Raw genomic sequence first — 13,031 nt, 5'->3', positions numbered from 1 at the left:
GTGACACTATATCTCAATGAGCATGACCGATAGTTCCCTTGTCAAGGCGGCTAGAGTTTCCATTGTTTTTGGAGTGTTAGTTGCATCTGCGTTTGCGTTTGTGTCTTCATTTCTCTTTCCGAAACCGCCAGTTCCACTCGCACGTGTAAATGGAGTTTATGCTAACGATCACTGCGGCTTGCTGACCATGAAAGACGGAATGATTATTTGGGGTTCTTCCCACGCAGAATTTTCTCTAGAAACAGATAAAGGCGGACTTTTCGCCATCACTAAATATTTCGTGGGCGTGTCTAATAATGATGGCAGATGCAAAATTGTTTCAAACAGTCAGCAGTACCCACTCTATCTCCGCTTTAATGACGAAAATCACCCAACAATGGTAAGCTTGTTGAGCTACAGTCCCGATGTGAAATACACCTTTTCGCGCAAACCTTAATTTCCAAAGGCTCATGTAGTGCACTGGGGAGGCGAACGGCAGCTATCCACCAATCCCGGCCGCTTCGCTGACCGTTGAGGCTATTCGCGCGGTTCAGCTTGTGAACCTGTCACAGGTCATGCGCGTTGCCGCCGGGCTGGGATTATAGATCTGCGCATAATCGCGCAGGTCGCGCACCACAAAGCTTGCCGTGTAATGCATGACCTTGTTGGTCACGAACATCGTGCCGAAGAAGGGCTGATAGGTGTAATTGACCTCGACAAACATCACCCCGGCGCCTGTGGGGGCGCTGACCTTGTAGCCGGTGTCGCCCATGCCGGTGCTCATGGTGGTGCCCGCATTGGCCAGCGTGGCGTCCGTGCCCGCCGTGGTCGATGTCGTGCCATAGGATGAGGCAAAGCCCGTGCCGCTTTTCAGCCCGACGCAGCGTTGCCAGTGGATGCGCTGGACCGGCACGGTGTCATAGGATTGCATCACCATCTCCAGGCTGGAAATGGTGATGCGCCCATTGGTGGTCAGGCCCAGCCCGTTGCCTTGCAGCCGCGCGCCCGCCAGCACGTCGTTCATGTCCGTCTCGCGGATCTGGGTCGCGGCCAGATTGCTGGAAAGGCCAACCCGGCTGGCATTGTCGGCCAGATCGAGCGCGATCTGGCTGATCTGGAGATGGACGCGGGCCATATTGGTGTATTCGATGCCCGCCCCGCCCATGTAGAACACAATGGGCAGCGCCAATGCGAATTCGATCAGCGAGGCCCCCGACGAATCGCGGGCAATGCGGCGCAGCAGCGGCCTCATGTGCATACCGTGGCCGCAGCAGCGGTGGTCTGTGCCGCCCACGGCTGGTTTTTCAGGATCGTGTTGGCCGAAAGCGTCGCGGTTTTGCCCCAGCCCATCCAGATCCCCAGCGGAAACAGGCGCGTATAGGTGATCGAGGCGGTGTAAAGCACGGTGTCGCCCGCGCCGCCATTGCCCGACACGCCCGGATCGGCATCCCAGATGCCGTTGCCGTTTACGTCGGTAAAGCATTCGCCGGGATCGCGCACACCATTGCCGTTGCTGTCCACAAAGCTCTCGGGCGAGATATAGCCGAAGGAGGCATAGGACTTGCGCGTGGGATAGCCCGCCACGAAGGCGGCCTTGCCGTTGATGTTTTTGACAGCCTGCAGCACGCCGCTGTCGATGGTGGCGGTGTTGGCGCCTTCCACGGTGCTGTCGCGCCCTGCCTTTTGCACCGCGCCCGTCAGCACCGCCTGCATATAGGCCTGATACGCCATTTCGCACAGGCCCATGCCCATCAGCAGCATCACCGGCAGCACCAGCGCAAATTCCACCAGCGCCGCCCCGCCCGTATCACGCCAAAGCCGCCTCATTTCGAAATCCGCAGCTTGGCGATCTTGCTGGCGATCGTGGCAAATTGTGTCGAGAGGCCCGATCCCGATGTGGTGGAGAGCGCCTGCGATGGCGTCGTCGCGCATTGGGTCAGTTCGGTCGTGCTGCTCATGCCCAGCGCCACGGTCCATACGCTGATGTTCTTGGCCTTGGCCGCCGCGCAGGAGGCGAGGAAGCGGGCATTGTGATAATTTTTCAGATTGCCCAGATCGCCGCCCGACACGCGCTGGTCGTAATATTCGATGCCATAGGAACCATAGATATACTGGCTGGGCGACATATCGCCGTCGGTCAGGAACACGATGATCCGCTTGGGCGCATCGCGTCCGGTCGAGGCGGCGGTGTCGGCGGCAAAGATGCCGTCGGGCGAGATCAGCCGCGTGCCCCAGATCATGCCGATATCGTGATACGTGCCGCCCATGGCGCGAAAATCGCCGGCGTTGACGTAATTGGACACCTGCGTGCGGGTCATCGTGGCCAGACGCGAGACCGGCTTGCCGCAGCTGATATAGCCGGCCTGATAATAGGCGGCCTGATCAAGGTTGGGGCTGCTGCCGGTGTCGCCGCTGGACGTCGCATTGGCGGTGCTGGTGTAATTGTTGCGGGCATAGGTGACGGCGGTCCACATCGGTTTCCATTGCGTGCGGATGTCGCTGCCCGGTTTCAGATCGGGGTTGAGGTCATTGGGCAGGCCGGAGGTGGAAAAGCTGGTGATGCCCGGCGTGGTATAGGCTTCCTCGATACAGCCCTCCCACGTGTCGGTGGTGTTCACGAATTTGGTCGGGTCCACCGTCGGCGCGCCGGTGACATAGGTGGTGAGCAGTTGCGGGCTTTGTTTGTACTGCCAGTTGGGCAGGATGCAGAAGCAGGAGAAAGAGAAGCCCGTGCCGTTCAGCACGCGGGTCTGATAATTCCAGCTCAGGTTCAGGCTGCCCAGTCCGCCCACCATATAGGCCGGATTGATATCCATGATCGCGCGGCCCGAATTGACCGTGGAGGTATAGGTGACAAAGCCATAGCGCACGCGCGTGTTCACATCGATCGAGGCGGCCATCGTATCATAGAAGGAAAGCACTGCGGCGCGCAGCGCGGCGATCCGCGATCCCGATTTTTCCGGCACATAATAGGCGGTTGATCCGGGATATCCGGCCGTGCTGGTGTTGCCGCTGGCGGTGCCGTCCGCCGGGCGGGTATAGGCCGTGGCGGTCACAGAGTTAACGTAATTGTTGCAGGCGGTGGTGTCGTCCGAGGGCAGGCAGGCCATCGAGCCGGTGGTGTCCAGCACGAAGATCACATCGGTGTCGCTGATCTGATAGGTGGCCTGGCACACGGCGTTGAGCGTGATCGAATTATAGCCAAAGGCGCGCATCAGCGTCATGGGCATGGTCGCGCTGGCGGTGGCGCTGACCTGGGCGTCGGCGGTCTTGGCGGGGGTAAAGCCGAGCGCCGTGATGCCATACCAGCCGGTGCGGATATTGTTGGCGAAAAAGGCATTCGCCGCCGCCTTGGCCGTGGCATCCAGCGTGGTGTTGCCGGTGCTGGTGTCGGTCATCGCCTTGCGCCCGGCCAGCACACCGGCATCGCAGGCCTGCTGCAGCCGGGCATTGACCATATACATCCGCGCCCCGTCCACCGCGCAGCCGACAAAGGCCATCAGCAGCGACAGGATCAGCGCCAGCATCGGCAGCGCATTGCCCCGCCGGTTGGCGATCAGGCGCGAAAGGAAAGGGCGGGCCGGGTGTTGCACCGCGCCATTATGCCGATCAATCATTGGCCTTTGACCAAGCGCCCTTCCGGATTCTTACGGATTATGGCCGGAAAACAGCCCTTGCAGTTCGGACGCGGGAACCGGGCGCGACACCAGAAAGCCCTGAAATGTATTGCATCCGCAGGCGGCCAGACGGTCGCGCTGATGCTCGGTTTCCACGCCCTCGGCCACAACGTCCAGCTTGAGCGCGCGGCCCAGTTTCACGATAGCATCGACCAGCCCTTCGGCCTCGTCATTGGCCTCCAGATTATGGACAAAGCTGCGGTCGATCTTGATCTTGTCGACCGAAAAGCGCTTGAGCGAATTGAGGCTGGAATAGCCGGTGCCGAAATCGTCGAGCGCGATGGAAAAACCTTCCTGTTTCAGCATGGTGATATTGTCGCGCGTGATGCCGTCATCGCCCAGCAGGGCGGTTTCGGTGATCTCGATTTCATAGCGTTCGGGATTGACCCGAAATTCGGCCACCAGCCGCGTGAGCGTGGCCATGAACATGGGTGAGCGCAATTGCAGCGCCGAGACATTGATCGCCACCCTTATGTCGTTCCACCCGGCGGTTTCCTCAAACACCCGGCGGAACACGAATTCGCCAAGGTCGAGGATCAGCCCGCTTTCCTCGCACAGGGGCACAAAGATCGAGGGGGGGATGCTGCCGCGTTCGGGATGGTTCCAGCGCACCAGCGCCTCCATCGCGTCGATGGTCCCGCGCCCGTCGATCTGGGGCTGATAGACCATGGTCAGATTGCCCTCGGCCAGCGCCTTGCGCAGATCGGTTTCCAGACTGCGCCGCATGCGCAGCGCGGCATCCATGTCGGGCTCGAAAAAGGTCACGCGGTTGCGCCCGTTTTCCTTGGACCCATAGAGCGCCAGATCGGCCTGACGCAGGGCTTCTGCCGGTTCGATTTCCGGGTTGGACACCAGCGTGACGCCGATGGACACCCCGACCTCGACCACGCCCGCCTCCAATTCAAAGGGCGTTTCAAACAGTTTGAGCACGCGCGCGGCCAGATGCGAGGCGCCAGCGCCATCGGCTTCGGGCTGGAGTATCACGAATTCATCGCCGCCCAGCCGCGCCACCGTATCGGAATCGCGGCACAATTCGCTCAGCCGCCGCGCGACCTGCTGGATCAACTCGTCGCCCGCATGGTGGCCCAGCGTGTCATTGACCTCCTTGAACCGGTCGAGGTCGAGGCAATGGACCGCCATCTCCCCGTCATAGCGGCGCGAGAGGGCCAATATCTGGCCCAGCCGGTCAAACATCATCGCCCGGTTGGGCAATCCGGTCAGCGTGTCGTGAAAGGCCAGATGGCGCGCGCGGGCCTCGCTGGCAATGAGGTCGCTGGCGATGGTGTTGCTGCGCCGCATGAAGAGCCACACCAGCAGCAGGAAGGCCGCCGCAATCGCCGCCAGCATCTGGGGAATTTCGGTTTCCGAACCCTTGAACGGATTGATCGCGGGCCATGCCAGTGTCGCCACCAATTGCCCTTCCGGGCTGGTCAGGGGCAGCAGGTGATAGCCGCTTAAAGGCGCGCTGCCCTTGGGCAGCAGGAGATGCACCTGTCCATGCTGGCTGCCAAAGGTCGAGACCATACCCTGATCCGCCGCCAGACGCAGGACATAGGGGGCGGGCGCTCCCTCCGGCGTCTGCGCGGTGACGGGCAGCGAGAGGACCCCCGCGCCGCCCACCAGCCGCAGCGCCACGCCTTTGTCCATCGACCGGGCCGGTTCCAGCACGATGCGGCCCGAACCCGACAATGCGCGCATCGGCGCCAGGATCGCCTGATCGATCCAGCGCCGGTCGCCCGCCGCCAGATGGGCCGCCGCCGCGTCCTGATGGACCAGCGTTTGGCCGATGGCCTGCAATTGCCGGGTGTTGTGCTGCCAACTGCGGCTGATGATGCCATATTCATAATCGTTGGCGCTTTTGCCCATCCGCATCAGCGTGACAGTGGTGGCGCCCACCAGCATGAGGATCGCCCCGAACACCAATCCGTTGATCGGGCGCAGCAGACCCCTGCGCTGGGCTTCTTGCGGCGATTCCTTGCTGTCCATCGATCCTATCCACCCATGCGCGCCGCCAGCGTTTTTGGGCCAAACCGGCCGATCTGTCGGGCATCCATCCGGCGCGCATGATAGGCCGCATGCTCTTGCCGAAGCTTATGGGCGGTAACAGGTCATTAGCCTTAAATTTGGCTAACGAATTATTCACCATGGGGCGATGGGCGCCGCCACGGGCAGGAGCAGGGGCTGCGTTCGCATTTTCCGGGGCCGCCTGGCGGTTTTTCCCCAGAAAACTGCAATCACCTCTGGTTTATGACGCTTTGCCGGGAATAACGGGGGCTTGACGCGCCGCAAAGGCGCATAAATCCGCAGCTTTTGCCTGCACCAAGCCGCCCCGTGGCGATAAGTGTGTGGAAAATGGAGAAGTACGTGCTTGTGACTGCGCGAATCATGGCGTTTATCGCCGGATCAACCTGTGTGGAAATGGTGTGATGAGCTTGCCTCTGATTGCCCCTTCGATCCTTTCCGCCGATTTTTCCCGGCTGGGCGAGGAAGTGCGCGCCATTGACGCGGCCGGCGCCGACTGGATCCACGTTGACGTCATGGACGGCCATTTCGTGCCCAACATCACCATCGGCCCGATGGTGGTCAAGGCGCTGCGCCCCCATACGCAGAAGATCTTCGACGTCCATCTGATGATCCAGCCGGTCGATCCCTATATTCAGGCCTTTGCCGATGCCGGCGCCGACATCATCACGTTTCACCCCGAGGCCGGGCCCCACAGCCACCGCACGGTGCAGGCGATCCATGCCGCAGGGTGCAAGGCGGGTGTCTCCTTGAACCCGGCCACGCCCGCCAAGATGCTCGACTATCTGATCGACGACATCGATCTGGTGCTGGTGATGAGCGTCAATCCCGGCTTTGGCGGGCAGAAGTTCATTTCCAGCCAGTTGCGCAAGATCGAGGCGATCCGCAAGATGATCGACAAGACCGGGCGCGAGATCCATCTGGAGGTGGATGGCGGCATTGATACCGCCACCGCGCCGCTGGCGGTTTCGGCCGGTGCCAATGCGCTGGTGGCGGGCACGGCCACATTCCGGGGCGGGCCGGATCACTATGCCGCGAATATCGCGGCGCTCAAAGGATTGGGCTGAACCATGAACCTGGATATGTCTGCACAAGGCAAGCCCCGCAAGGCGGGGAAGGGCAAGGGGCAGGCTATCCCATTACCGACGCTGGAAGAAGGCGAAAGCGTCGAAACCAACGAAGCGTCAGCGCAGGTGGTCGAACCGGGCCGCGCGCTGGCGCTGGCCGATTTCACGCCGCCCTCGCTGGGGGCGGGTGAAAGGCTGATCCGGCTGGCCTATCGCATCGGCATTCCGGGGCCGGTGCTGACCGCCCCTTTCCGCAAGCCCGCGCGGCCCAAATTGCTGGCCACGGTAACGAATCCGCTGGCGGGCGACAAGGTGGCGGGCGCGGCGCTGCGCTCGGGCCATTTTCTGGTCCATGGGCTGAAACAGCCGATCGCCCAGCTTGATATGGCCGGGGCGGGGCGCCTGGCGCCGCCGCTCGAACGGCTGGTCCATGGCTTTCACTGGATGGCCGATCTGGAGGCGGCGGGCCCGCGCGAACAGGTCTCGCCGGTGGCCGAACGGATCCTGGCCGCATGGCTGATGGCCAACCCCAAACCGCCCTCGCGCCCCGGCAAGGGGTCTGCCTGGACGGTGGCCTATACGGGGGCGCGGCTGCTGGGCTGGCTGGTCCATGCGCCGCTGCTGCTCTCGGGCGGGGACAAGACGCTGCGGGTGCAGACGCTGGGGGCGATGGCCGATCATGCCCGCTGGCTCGACCGCCATGTGGCCAAGGGGGAGGATACGCTGGCGCAGGTGGCGGGCTGGTGCGCGATTGTCGCGGCGGGGCTGCTGCTGCCCGATGGCCGCCCGCGCAGGCTCTATGGCGAGGCGGGGCTGATCGCAACGCTGGGCGAATTGCTGGGCGATGACGGCGGCTGTATGGCGCGCAGCCCGCTGGGCCAAATGGAGGCGATTGCGCTGCTGGTGCAATTGATCGCCTGCTATCGCGCGACGCGGCGCGAGCCGCCCGCCGCGCTCGAATCGATCCTCTCGCTGATGGTGCCGCCTTTGCTGGCGCTGACCCATGGCGATGGCGCGCTGGGCAGTTGGCAGGGCGGATGGGCGGTGTCGGCCTCGGAGGTTTCGGCGCTGATCGCGGCGACGGGGGTGCGCACGCGGCCCCTGCGCGAGGTGCGCCAATGGGGCTATCAGCGCGTGGTGGCGGGCAAGAGCGTGATGCAGTTCGACGCTGCGCCGCCGCCGCTGACGCGCCACGCGCGCAATGGCTGCGCCTCGACGCTGGCGTTTGAATTGAGCCATGCCGGACAGCGCGTGATCGTCAATTGCGGCGGCGGGGCGGCGGCGGGCGGGCTGATGCCGGTGCGGCTGGAACAGGGGCTGCGCGCGACGGCGGCCCATTCGACGCTGGTTCTGGACGATGCCAATTCGACCGCGGTGCTGATCAACGGCGGGCTCGGCTCTGGCGTGGCCGAGGTCGAGGTCGACCGCCGCAGCATCGAGGGCGAGCGCAACGGCACATCCGGACGCACATGGGGCGCCACCCGCCTTGAGGCCAGCCACGACGGCTATGCCGGGCGCTATGGCCTGACGCATCGCCGCATCCTGATCCTGCGCGACGACGGCACCGAATTGCGCGGCGAAGATCTCCTCGTTCCCACCGGGCGCAAGGGCAAGCGCGGCATGGTCTCCTATGCGCTGCGCTTTCACCTCGGCCCCGGCGTCGAGGTCGGGTTGTCGGACGATAAACAGGGCGTGGGTATGGCGCTGCCTGACGGTTCCTATTGGCAATTCCGCAGCGGCGGGGGCGAAATCGCCATTGAGGAATCGATCTGGGCCGATGGGCAGGGGCGGCCCGTGCCGGTGCAGCAACTGGTGATCCAGGGCATGGTGTCGCGGGGGGGCGGGAGCTTTTCTTGGATTTTGAAGAAGATGGGGTAGGGTTTTGCCTCCGGCGGGCAAAGGGCGGGGGCCCTTTGCAATCCCATTAATGGGGTGGCGTCAGGTTTGCAGGGGCGGGGTGATCCGCGAAGCGGTTTAAATTAATGCCTGCGGCGCTTTGGTGCTTGTTGGCGCCGCAGGCTTTCAAAATTCTGATGCTGCGTCCGATACCTACGGGCGAACTCCATGGCGCAACGAAGACAGTAACGGGAGCGCGAGGGTTATGACCCTCGCATTCACTCCTTCCTTTCTTATCAAAAAATCCCCCTTCACCCTTCCCAAAACCGCCAAAATCCTTAAGGGCCGCGCCAAACACGCAGCTTCACAGGACACACCACCCATGACTGACACTGTCACCATTCGCCGGGCCTTGCTCTCTGTTTCGGACAAGACGGGCCTTGTTGATCTGGGCAAGGCTTTGGCGGCCAAGGGTGTTGAACTGGTTTCCACCGGCGGCACGGCCAAGGCGCTGCGCGATGCCGGGCTGGATGTGAAGGACATTTCGGAACTGACCGGTTTCCCCGAAATGATGGATGGCCGGGTCAAGACGCTGCACCCCAAGGTTCACGGCGGCCTGCTGGCCGTGCGCGACAATGCCGAGCATGTGGCCAGCATGAACGAGCATGCGATTGGTGCGATCGATCTGGTGGTGGTCAACCTCTATCCCTTCGTTCAGACGGTGGCCAAGGGCGGCACGCGCGAGGAGATTATCGAGAACATCGACATCGGCGGCCCCTCGATGGTGCGCAGCGCGGCCAAGAACCACGATTTCGTCGCCATCGTCACCGATCCGGCCGATTATGCCATCGTGGCCAATGGCGAAACCACGCTGGCCCAGCGCCGCAAGTTTGCCGCCAAGGCTTATGCCCTGACCGCCGCCTATGATGGCGCGATCAGCCAGTGGTTCGCCACGGTCGATCAGGGCGAGACCTTCCCCGAGACCATCGCCATCACCGGCGCGCGCGTGGCCGAACTGCGCTATGGCGAAAATCCGCATCAGGCCGCCGCCCTCTACGTGCCCCATGGCGCCAAGGAAAAGGGTCTGGCCCAGGCCGTGCAGGTGCAGGGCAAGGAGTTGTCGTATAACAATTATAACGACGCCGATGCCGCGCTCGAACTGCTGGCCGAATTCAAGGATGCCGAGCCGACCGTGGTGATCGTCAAGCACGCCAACCCCTGCGGCGTCGCCACGGCCTCCACGCTGGTCGAGGCCTATGAGGCGGCGTTCAAATGCGACTCGGTCAGCGCGTTCGGCGGCATCATCGCCGTCAACCGCCCTCTGGACGGCCCGACCGCCGAGGCGATCAGCGGCATCTTCACCGAAGTGGTCGTGGCGCCCGACGCCAATGACGATGCCAAGGCGGTGTTTGCCAAGAAGAAGAACCTGCGCCTGCTGCTGATCGGTGAAATTCCCGATGCGAAGCGCGGAGGCCTGATCGCCAAGCCGATCGCGGGCGGATTGCTGGTCCAGAACCGCGACAATGGCGCGATCAGCCTTGACGATCTCAAGGTCGTGACCCAGCGCCAGCCCAGCGAACAGGAATTGCAGGACGCGTTGTTCGCCTGGACCGTGGCCAAGCATGTCAAGTCGAACGCCATCGTCTATGCCAAGGAAGGTGTGACCGCCGGGATCGGCGCGGGCCAGATGAATCGCCGCGATTCCAGCCGCATCGCCGCCGCCAAGGCCGCCGAGGCCGCCGAAACCCACGGTTTCGCCGAAACGCGCACCAAGGGCAGCGCAGTGGCCTCGGATGCGTTCTTCCCGTTTGCCGACGGCCTGCTGGCCGCGGTTGAGGCGGGCGCGACCATGGTGATCCAGCCGGGCGGGTCGATGCGCGACGATGAAGTCATCAAGGCCGCCGATGAAGCGGGTCTTGCCATGGTCTTCACCGGCATGCGGCATTTTCGTCATTGATCGGCGGCCGCCGATCGGCCGCCATTGATCGAGACGATAAAAGCCTAACCTGATGTAATGCTGCAACGCCCCATCGCGTTGCAGCATTTCGTCGTATACGGCCCTCATTTTATCGCGCCGTTGCGCTGTGTTCAGCCGGGTTGGGCTAGACATTGCCGGAATCATCCCCATTTGGCTGCCCAACAGTCAATTTCCCGGACTACTCTGATGCGCCTCTTGAACCGCGATTTGTTTCGCTCCTTTGCTATTGGCTTTGCGCTGGGGGGCGCGCTGATTGTTGCTGCCATGTCCGCCGAATCGGGCGGGCTGACCGGGCTGGTGGGCCAGGCGATCGCCGCTCCGGCCCAGCCTCCGGCGGGCCAATAAGCCATGGCGCGGGGCTTTCTCTTTGCCCTGCCCATCGCCATGGCGCTGGCCGCGTGCCAGAGCGCTGATGCGGCCAACACCCACACGATAGCGGCTCCGGCGGCCTCCGCTCCGGCGCAGGAAGCGCCCGGCCTGAAACAGGCGGTGTTTGCGGGCGGCTGCTTTTGGGGCGTCGAGGCGGTGTTCAGCCATGTGAAGGGTGTGACCAGCGCCGTTTCGGGCTATCACGGCGGGGCGGCCAATACGGCGCATTATGATGATGTGGGCCAAGGCAACACCGGCCATGCCGAGGCGGTGCGCGTCACCTATGACCCCGCGCAGGTGCGCTATGACGAACTGCTGCGCATCTTCTTCTCGGTCATTATCGACCCCACGCAGGCCAATGGCCAGGGCCCCGACATCGGCCCGCAATATCGCAGCGCGCTGATCCCCATCGGGCCGGAGCAGGACAAGGTTGCCCGTGCCTATCTGGCCCAGATCGCCGCGTCGGGCCTGTGGCGCGGGCGCATCGCCACCAAGATCGAGCCGCTGCGCCAATTCTATCCGGCCGAAAAATACCATCAGGATTTCGCGGCGCTCAACCCCACGCACCCCTACATCGCCTATTGGGATGTGCCCAAGGTCGCCGCGTTCAAACAGATGTTTCCCGCCGAGTACAAGGCTGATTTCACCCGCAACTGATTTGGGCTATAGATGCGCTATGAGCGCTACGCATGATCATGTTCACGAACACCCCCGCCACCGCGAATACAGCGGCGAGGGCCTTGTCATCGCCGCCCGCAATGCGCTGGAAACCGCAGGCGAGCAATGGACCGAAATGCGCGGCGATGTGTTCGACGCCCTTGCCGGACGCGCCAAACCCGCCAGCGCCTATGACATTGCCGAGGCCGTTTCCAAGGCCCGCGACAAGCGCGTGGCCGCCAACAGCGTCTATCGCATCCTCGACCTTTTCGTGCGGACGAACCTCGCGCGCCGGGTCGAAAGCGCCAACGCCTATATCGCCAACCCCCACCCCGGATGCCGCCACGACTGCATCTTCCTCATCTGCGACGGATGCGGAAAGGCCGTGCATATCGACGATGACCGCCTGACCGGCGCGCTGGTTCAGGCGGCGCGCGAGGCCGGGTTTGCCGATGTACGGCCGGTGGTGGAGTTGCGCGGGATGTGTGGGGATTGTTCCTGAAGGGTTTTAGGGGGCCTCCGGCGGGCAAAGGGCGGGGGCCCTTTGCAATCCCATTTTAGGGTAGCGCTTTGGGTTCGGCGTAAGGTGTGGGACGCGGTGGTTGAATTTTAATGCCTGCGGCGCCAATCAGCGCAACATCTCCGCGCCGCAGGCTTTAATACCATTGGTCCAAGCACACCTTCGCCAACCAAGCGCAACCCATTAACGGGATTGCAAAGGGCCCCCGCCCTTTGCCCGCCGGAGGCCCCCTCTACAAAACCCACCGCCAAACCCCGGCCAACACGTGATTGGCATGAACATGCCCGAACGTGGCCCCCAGCCACACGACGATCCCGATCCCCCAGAGCAGAGGCGAAATCCGGCCCAACCCGGCCAAACGCGGCCAATAGCTTGTCTGGGCGCTCCAGCTTTCCCATGCCGCGCCCAGCAGCAGGGCCTTTTTCCCATCCTGCAGCCGCGCGCCGATCAGCGCCAGCGCGGCCATGGCCGCCATCAGCACGATGACGCGGGGCGTGGGGGCCACCAACACATGCGCCAGCGCCCAGAGCGCGATGCCCCACATCATCGGGTGGCGGGTGACGGCGAACACGCTCTTGGCCCGCGCGGCGGCGATTCTGTCGCCCGGCACCTGGGGCATGGCGGGATTGCCGTGCAAAGACCCCAGCAGAAGCGTGATGCCGACCAGCGAGAGCAGGCTGGCGATGATCCACAGCGCCTCGCCCGTGCCGTCCCAGAGCGGCGCGCCGCCCGGCCCGACGCTGCGAAACGCGGCGATGGTCCAGCCCAGCGTGGCAAAGGAGACGAGCGAATAGAGCCCCATGAAGCCTTTCTCGCCCAGCCGCGCCAAAAGCCCCGCGCGCCATGGATGCGACATCAGCAGATGCGATCCGACAAAGGCCAGCGCCCCGGTCAACAGCCATGAAAACGCCTGATCCATCTTGGTC

General features: G+C 63.4%; 12 protein-coding genes. 7 read left to right on the top strand and 5 right to left on the bottom strand.

The features are described 5' to 3' along the window. Window positions 1–22 precede the first annotated feature (22 nt). Window positions 23–436 (top strand): hypothetical protein, encoded by a 414-nt coding sequence (locus PQ467_RS00935; protein WP_274174708.1) that lies wholly within the window; start codon window positions 23–25, stop codon window positions 434–436. Window positions 437–529: 93 nt separating this feature from the next. Here the strand turns inward: PQ467_RS00935 and PQ467_RS00930 are convergent, their stop codons facing one another. From PQ467_RS00930 to PQ467_RS00915, 4 genes are read right to left on the bottom strand one after another with little or no spacing between them, the layout of a single operon-like run. After that, complete coding sequence (locus PQ467_RS00930) at window positions 530–1,231, bottom strand: TadE/TadG family type IV pilus assembly protein (protein ID WP_274174707.1); 702 nt, start codon at window positions 1,229–1,231, stop codon at window positions 530–532. Beyond that, window positions 1,228–1,806 (bottom strand): TadE/TadG family type IV pilus assembly protein, encoded by a 579-nt coding sequence (locus PQ467_RS00925; protein ID WP_274174706.1) that lies wholly within the window; start codon window positions 1,804–1,806, stop codon window positions 1,228–1,230. The genes PQ467_RS00930 and PQ467_RS00925 overlap by 4 nt, the downstream gene beginning before the upstream one ends. Next, complete coding sequence (locus PQ467_RS00920) at window positions 1,803–3,596, bottom strand: TadE/TadG family type IV pilus assembly protein (RefSeq protein WP_274174705.1); 1,794 nt, start codon at window positions 3,594–3,596, stop codon at window positions 1,803–1,805. The genes PQ467_RS00925 and PQ467_RS00920 overlap by 4 nt, the downstream gene beginning before the upstream one ends. Window positions 3,597–3,626: 30 nt before the next feature. Beyond that, window positions 3,627–5,642, bottom strand: coding sequence for a putative bifunctional diguanylate cyclase/phosphodiesterase (locus tag PQ467_RS00915; RefSeq protein WP_274174704.1), 2,016 nt, complete (start codon window positions 5,640–5,642; stop codon window positions 3,627–3,629). Window positions 5,643–6,082: 440 nt separating this feature from the next. Between PQ467_RS00915 and rpe the strand changes: the two genes are divergently transcribed. The 6 genes from rpe to PQ467_RS00885 all read left to right on the top strand — a co-directional run bounded on the left by rpe (window position 6,083) and on the right by PQ467_RS00885 (window position 12,087). Then, window positions 6,083–6,745 carry a ribulose-phosphate 3-epimerase gene (rpe, locus tag PQ467_RS00910; RefSeq protein ID WP_274174703.1) on the top strand — a complete coding sequence of 221 codons (663 nt, stop codon included), beginning with the start codon at window positions 6,083–6,085 and terminating at the stop codon, window positions 6,743–6,745. Between the two features lie 3 nt (window positions 6,746–6,748). After that, window positions 6,749–8,623: a heparinase II/III family protein gene (locus PQ467_RS00905; protein WP_274174702.1), complete on the top strand. Its 1,875-nt coding sequence runs from the start codon at window positions 6,749–6,751 to the stop codon at window positions 8,621–8,623. A 340-nt stretch (window positions 8,624–8,963) separates the two neighbouring features. Further along, window positions 8,964–10,538: a bifunctional phosphoribosylaminoimidazolecarboxamide formyltransferase/IMP cyclohydrolase gene (purH, locus tag PQ467_RS00900; protein WP_274174701.1), complete on the top strand. Its 1,575-nt coding sequence runs from the start codon at window positions 8,964–8,966 to the stop codon at window positions 10,536–10,538. Window positions 10,539–10,745: 207 nt separating this feature from the next. After that, entirely contained in the window at window positions 10,746–10,904 is a 159-nt protein-coding gene (locus PQ467_RS00895) for a hypothetical protein (protein ID WP_274174700.1), read from the top strand. A gap of 3 nt (window positions 10,905–10,907) precedes the next feature. Continuing rightward, on the top strand, window positions 10,908–11,585 hold the full coding sequence (gene msrA, locus PQ467_RS00890) for a peptide-methionine (S)-S-oxide reductase MsrA (RefSeq protein ID WP_274174699.1): 678 nt from the start codon (window positions 10,908–10,910) through the stop codon (window positions 11,583–11,585). 19 nt (window positions 11,586–11,604) lie between these two features. Continuing rightward, window positions 11,605–12,087: a Fur family transcriptional regulator gene (locus tag PQ467_RS00885; RefSeq protein ID WP_274174698.1), complete on the top strand. Its 483-nt coding sequence runs from the start codon at window positions 11,605–11,607 to the stop codon at window positions 12,085–12,087. 250 nt (window positions 12,088–12,337) lie between these two features. Here the strand turns inward: PQ467_RS00885 and PQ467_RS00880 are convergent, their stop codons facing one another. Further along, the gene (locus tag PQ467_RS00880) at window positions 12,338–13,024 is read right to left on the bottom strand and encodes an NnrU family protein (protein ID WP_274174697.1); all 687 of its coding nucleotides are present in this window, start codon (window positions 13,022–13,024) and stop codon (window positions 12,338–12,340) included. Window positions 13,025–13,031: the final 7 nt, after the last annotated feature.

Origin of the sequence: Novosphingobium sp. KACC 22771, assembly GCF_028736195.1 — a bacterium.
GTDB lineage: Bacteria > Pseudomonadota > Alphaproteobacteria > Sphingomonadales > Sphingomonadaceae > Novosphingobium.
Note: the sequence above shows the minus strand (reverse complement) of the source record. Positions and strands in the feature narration are given on the sequence as shown.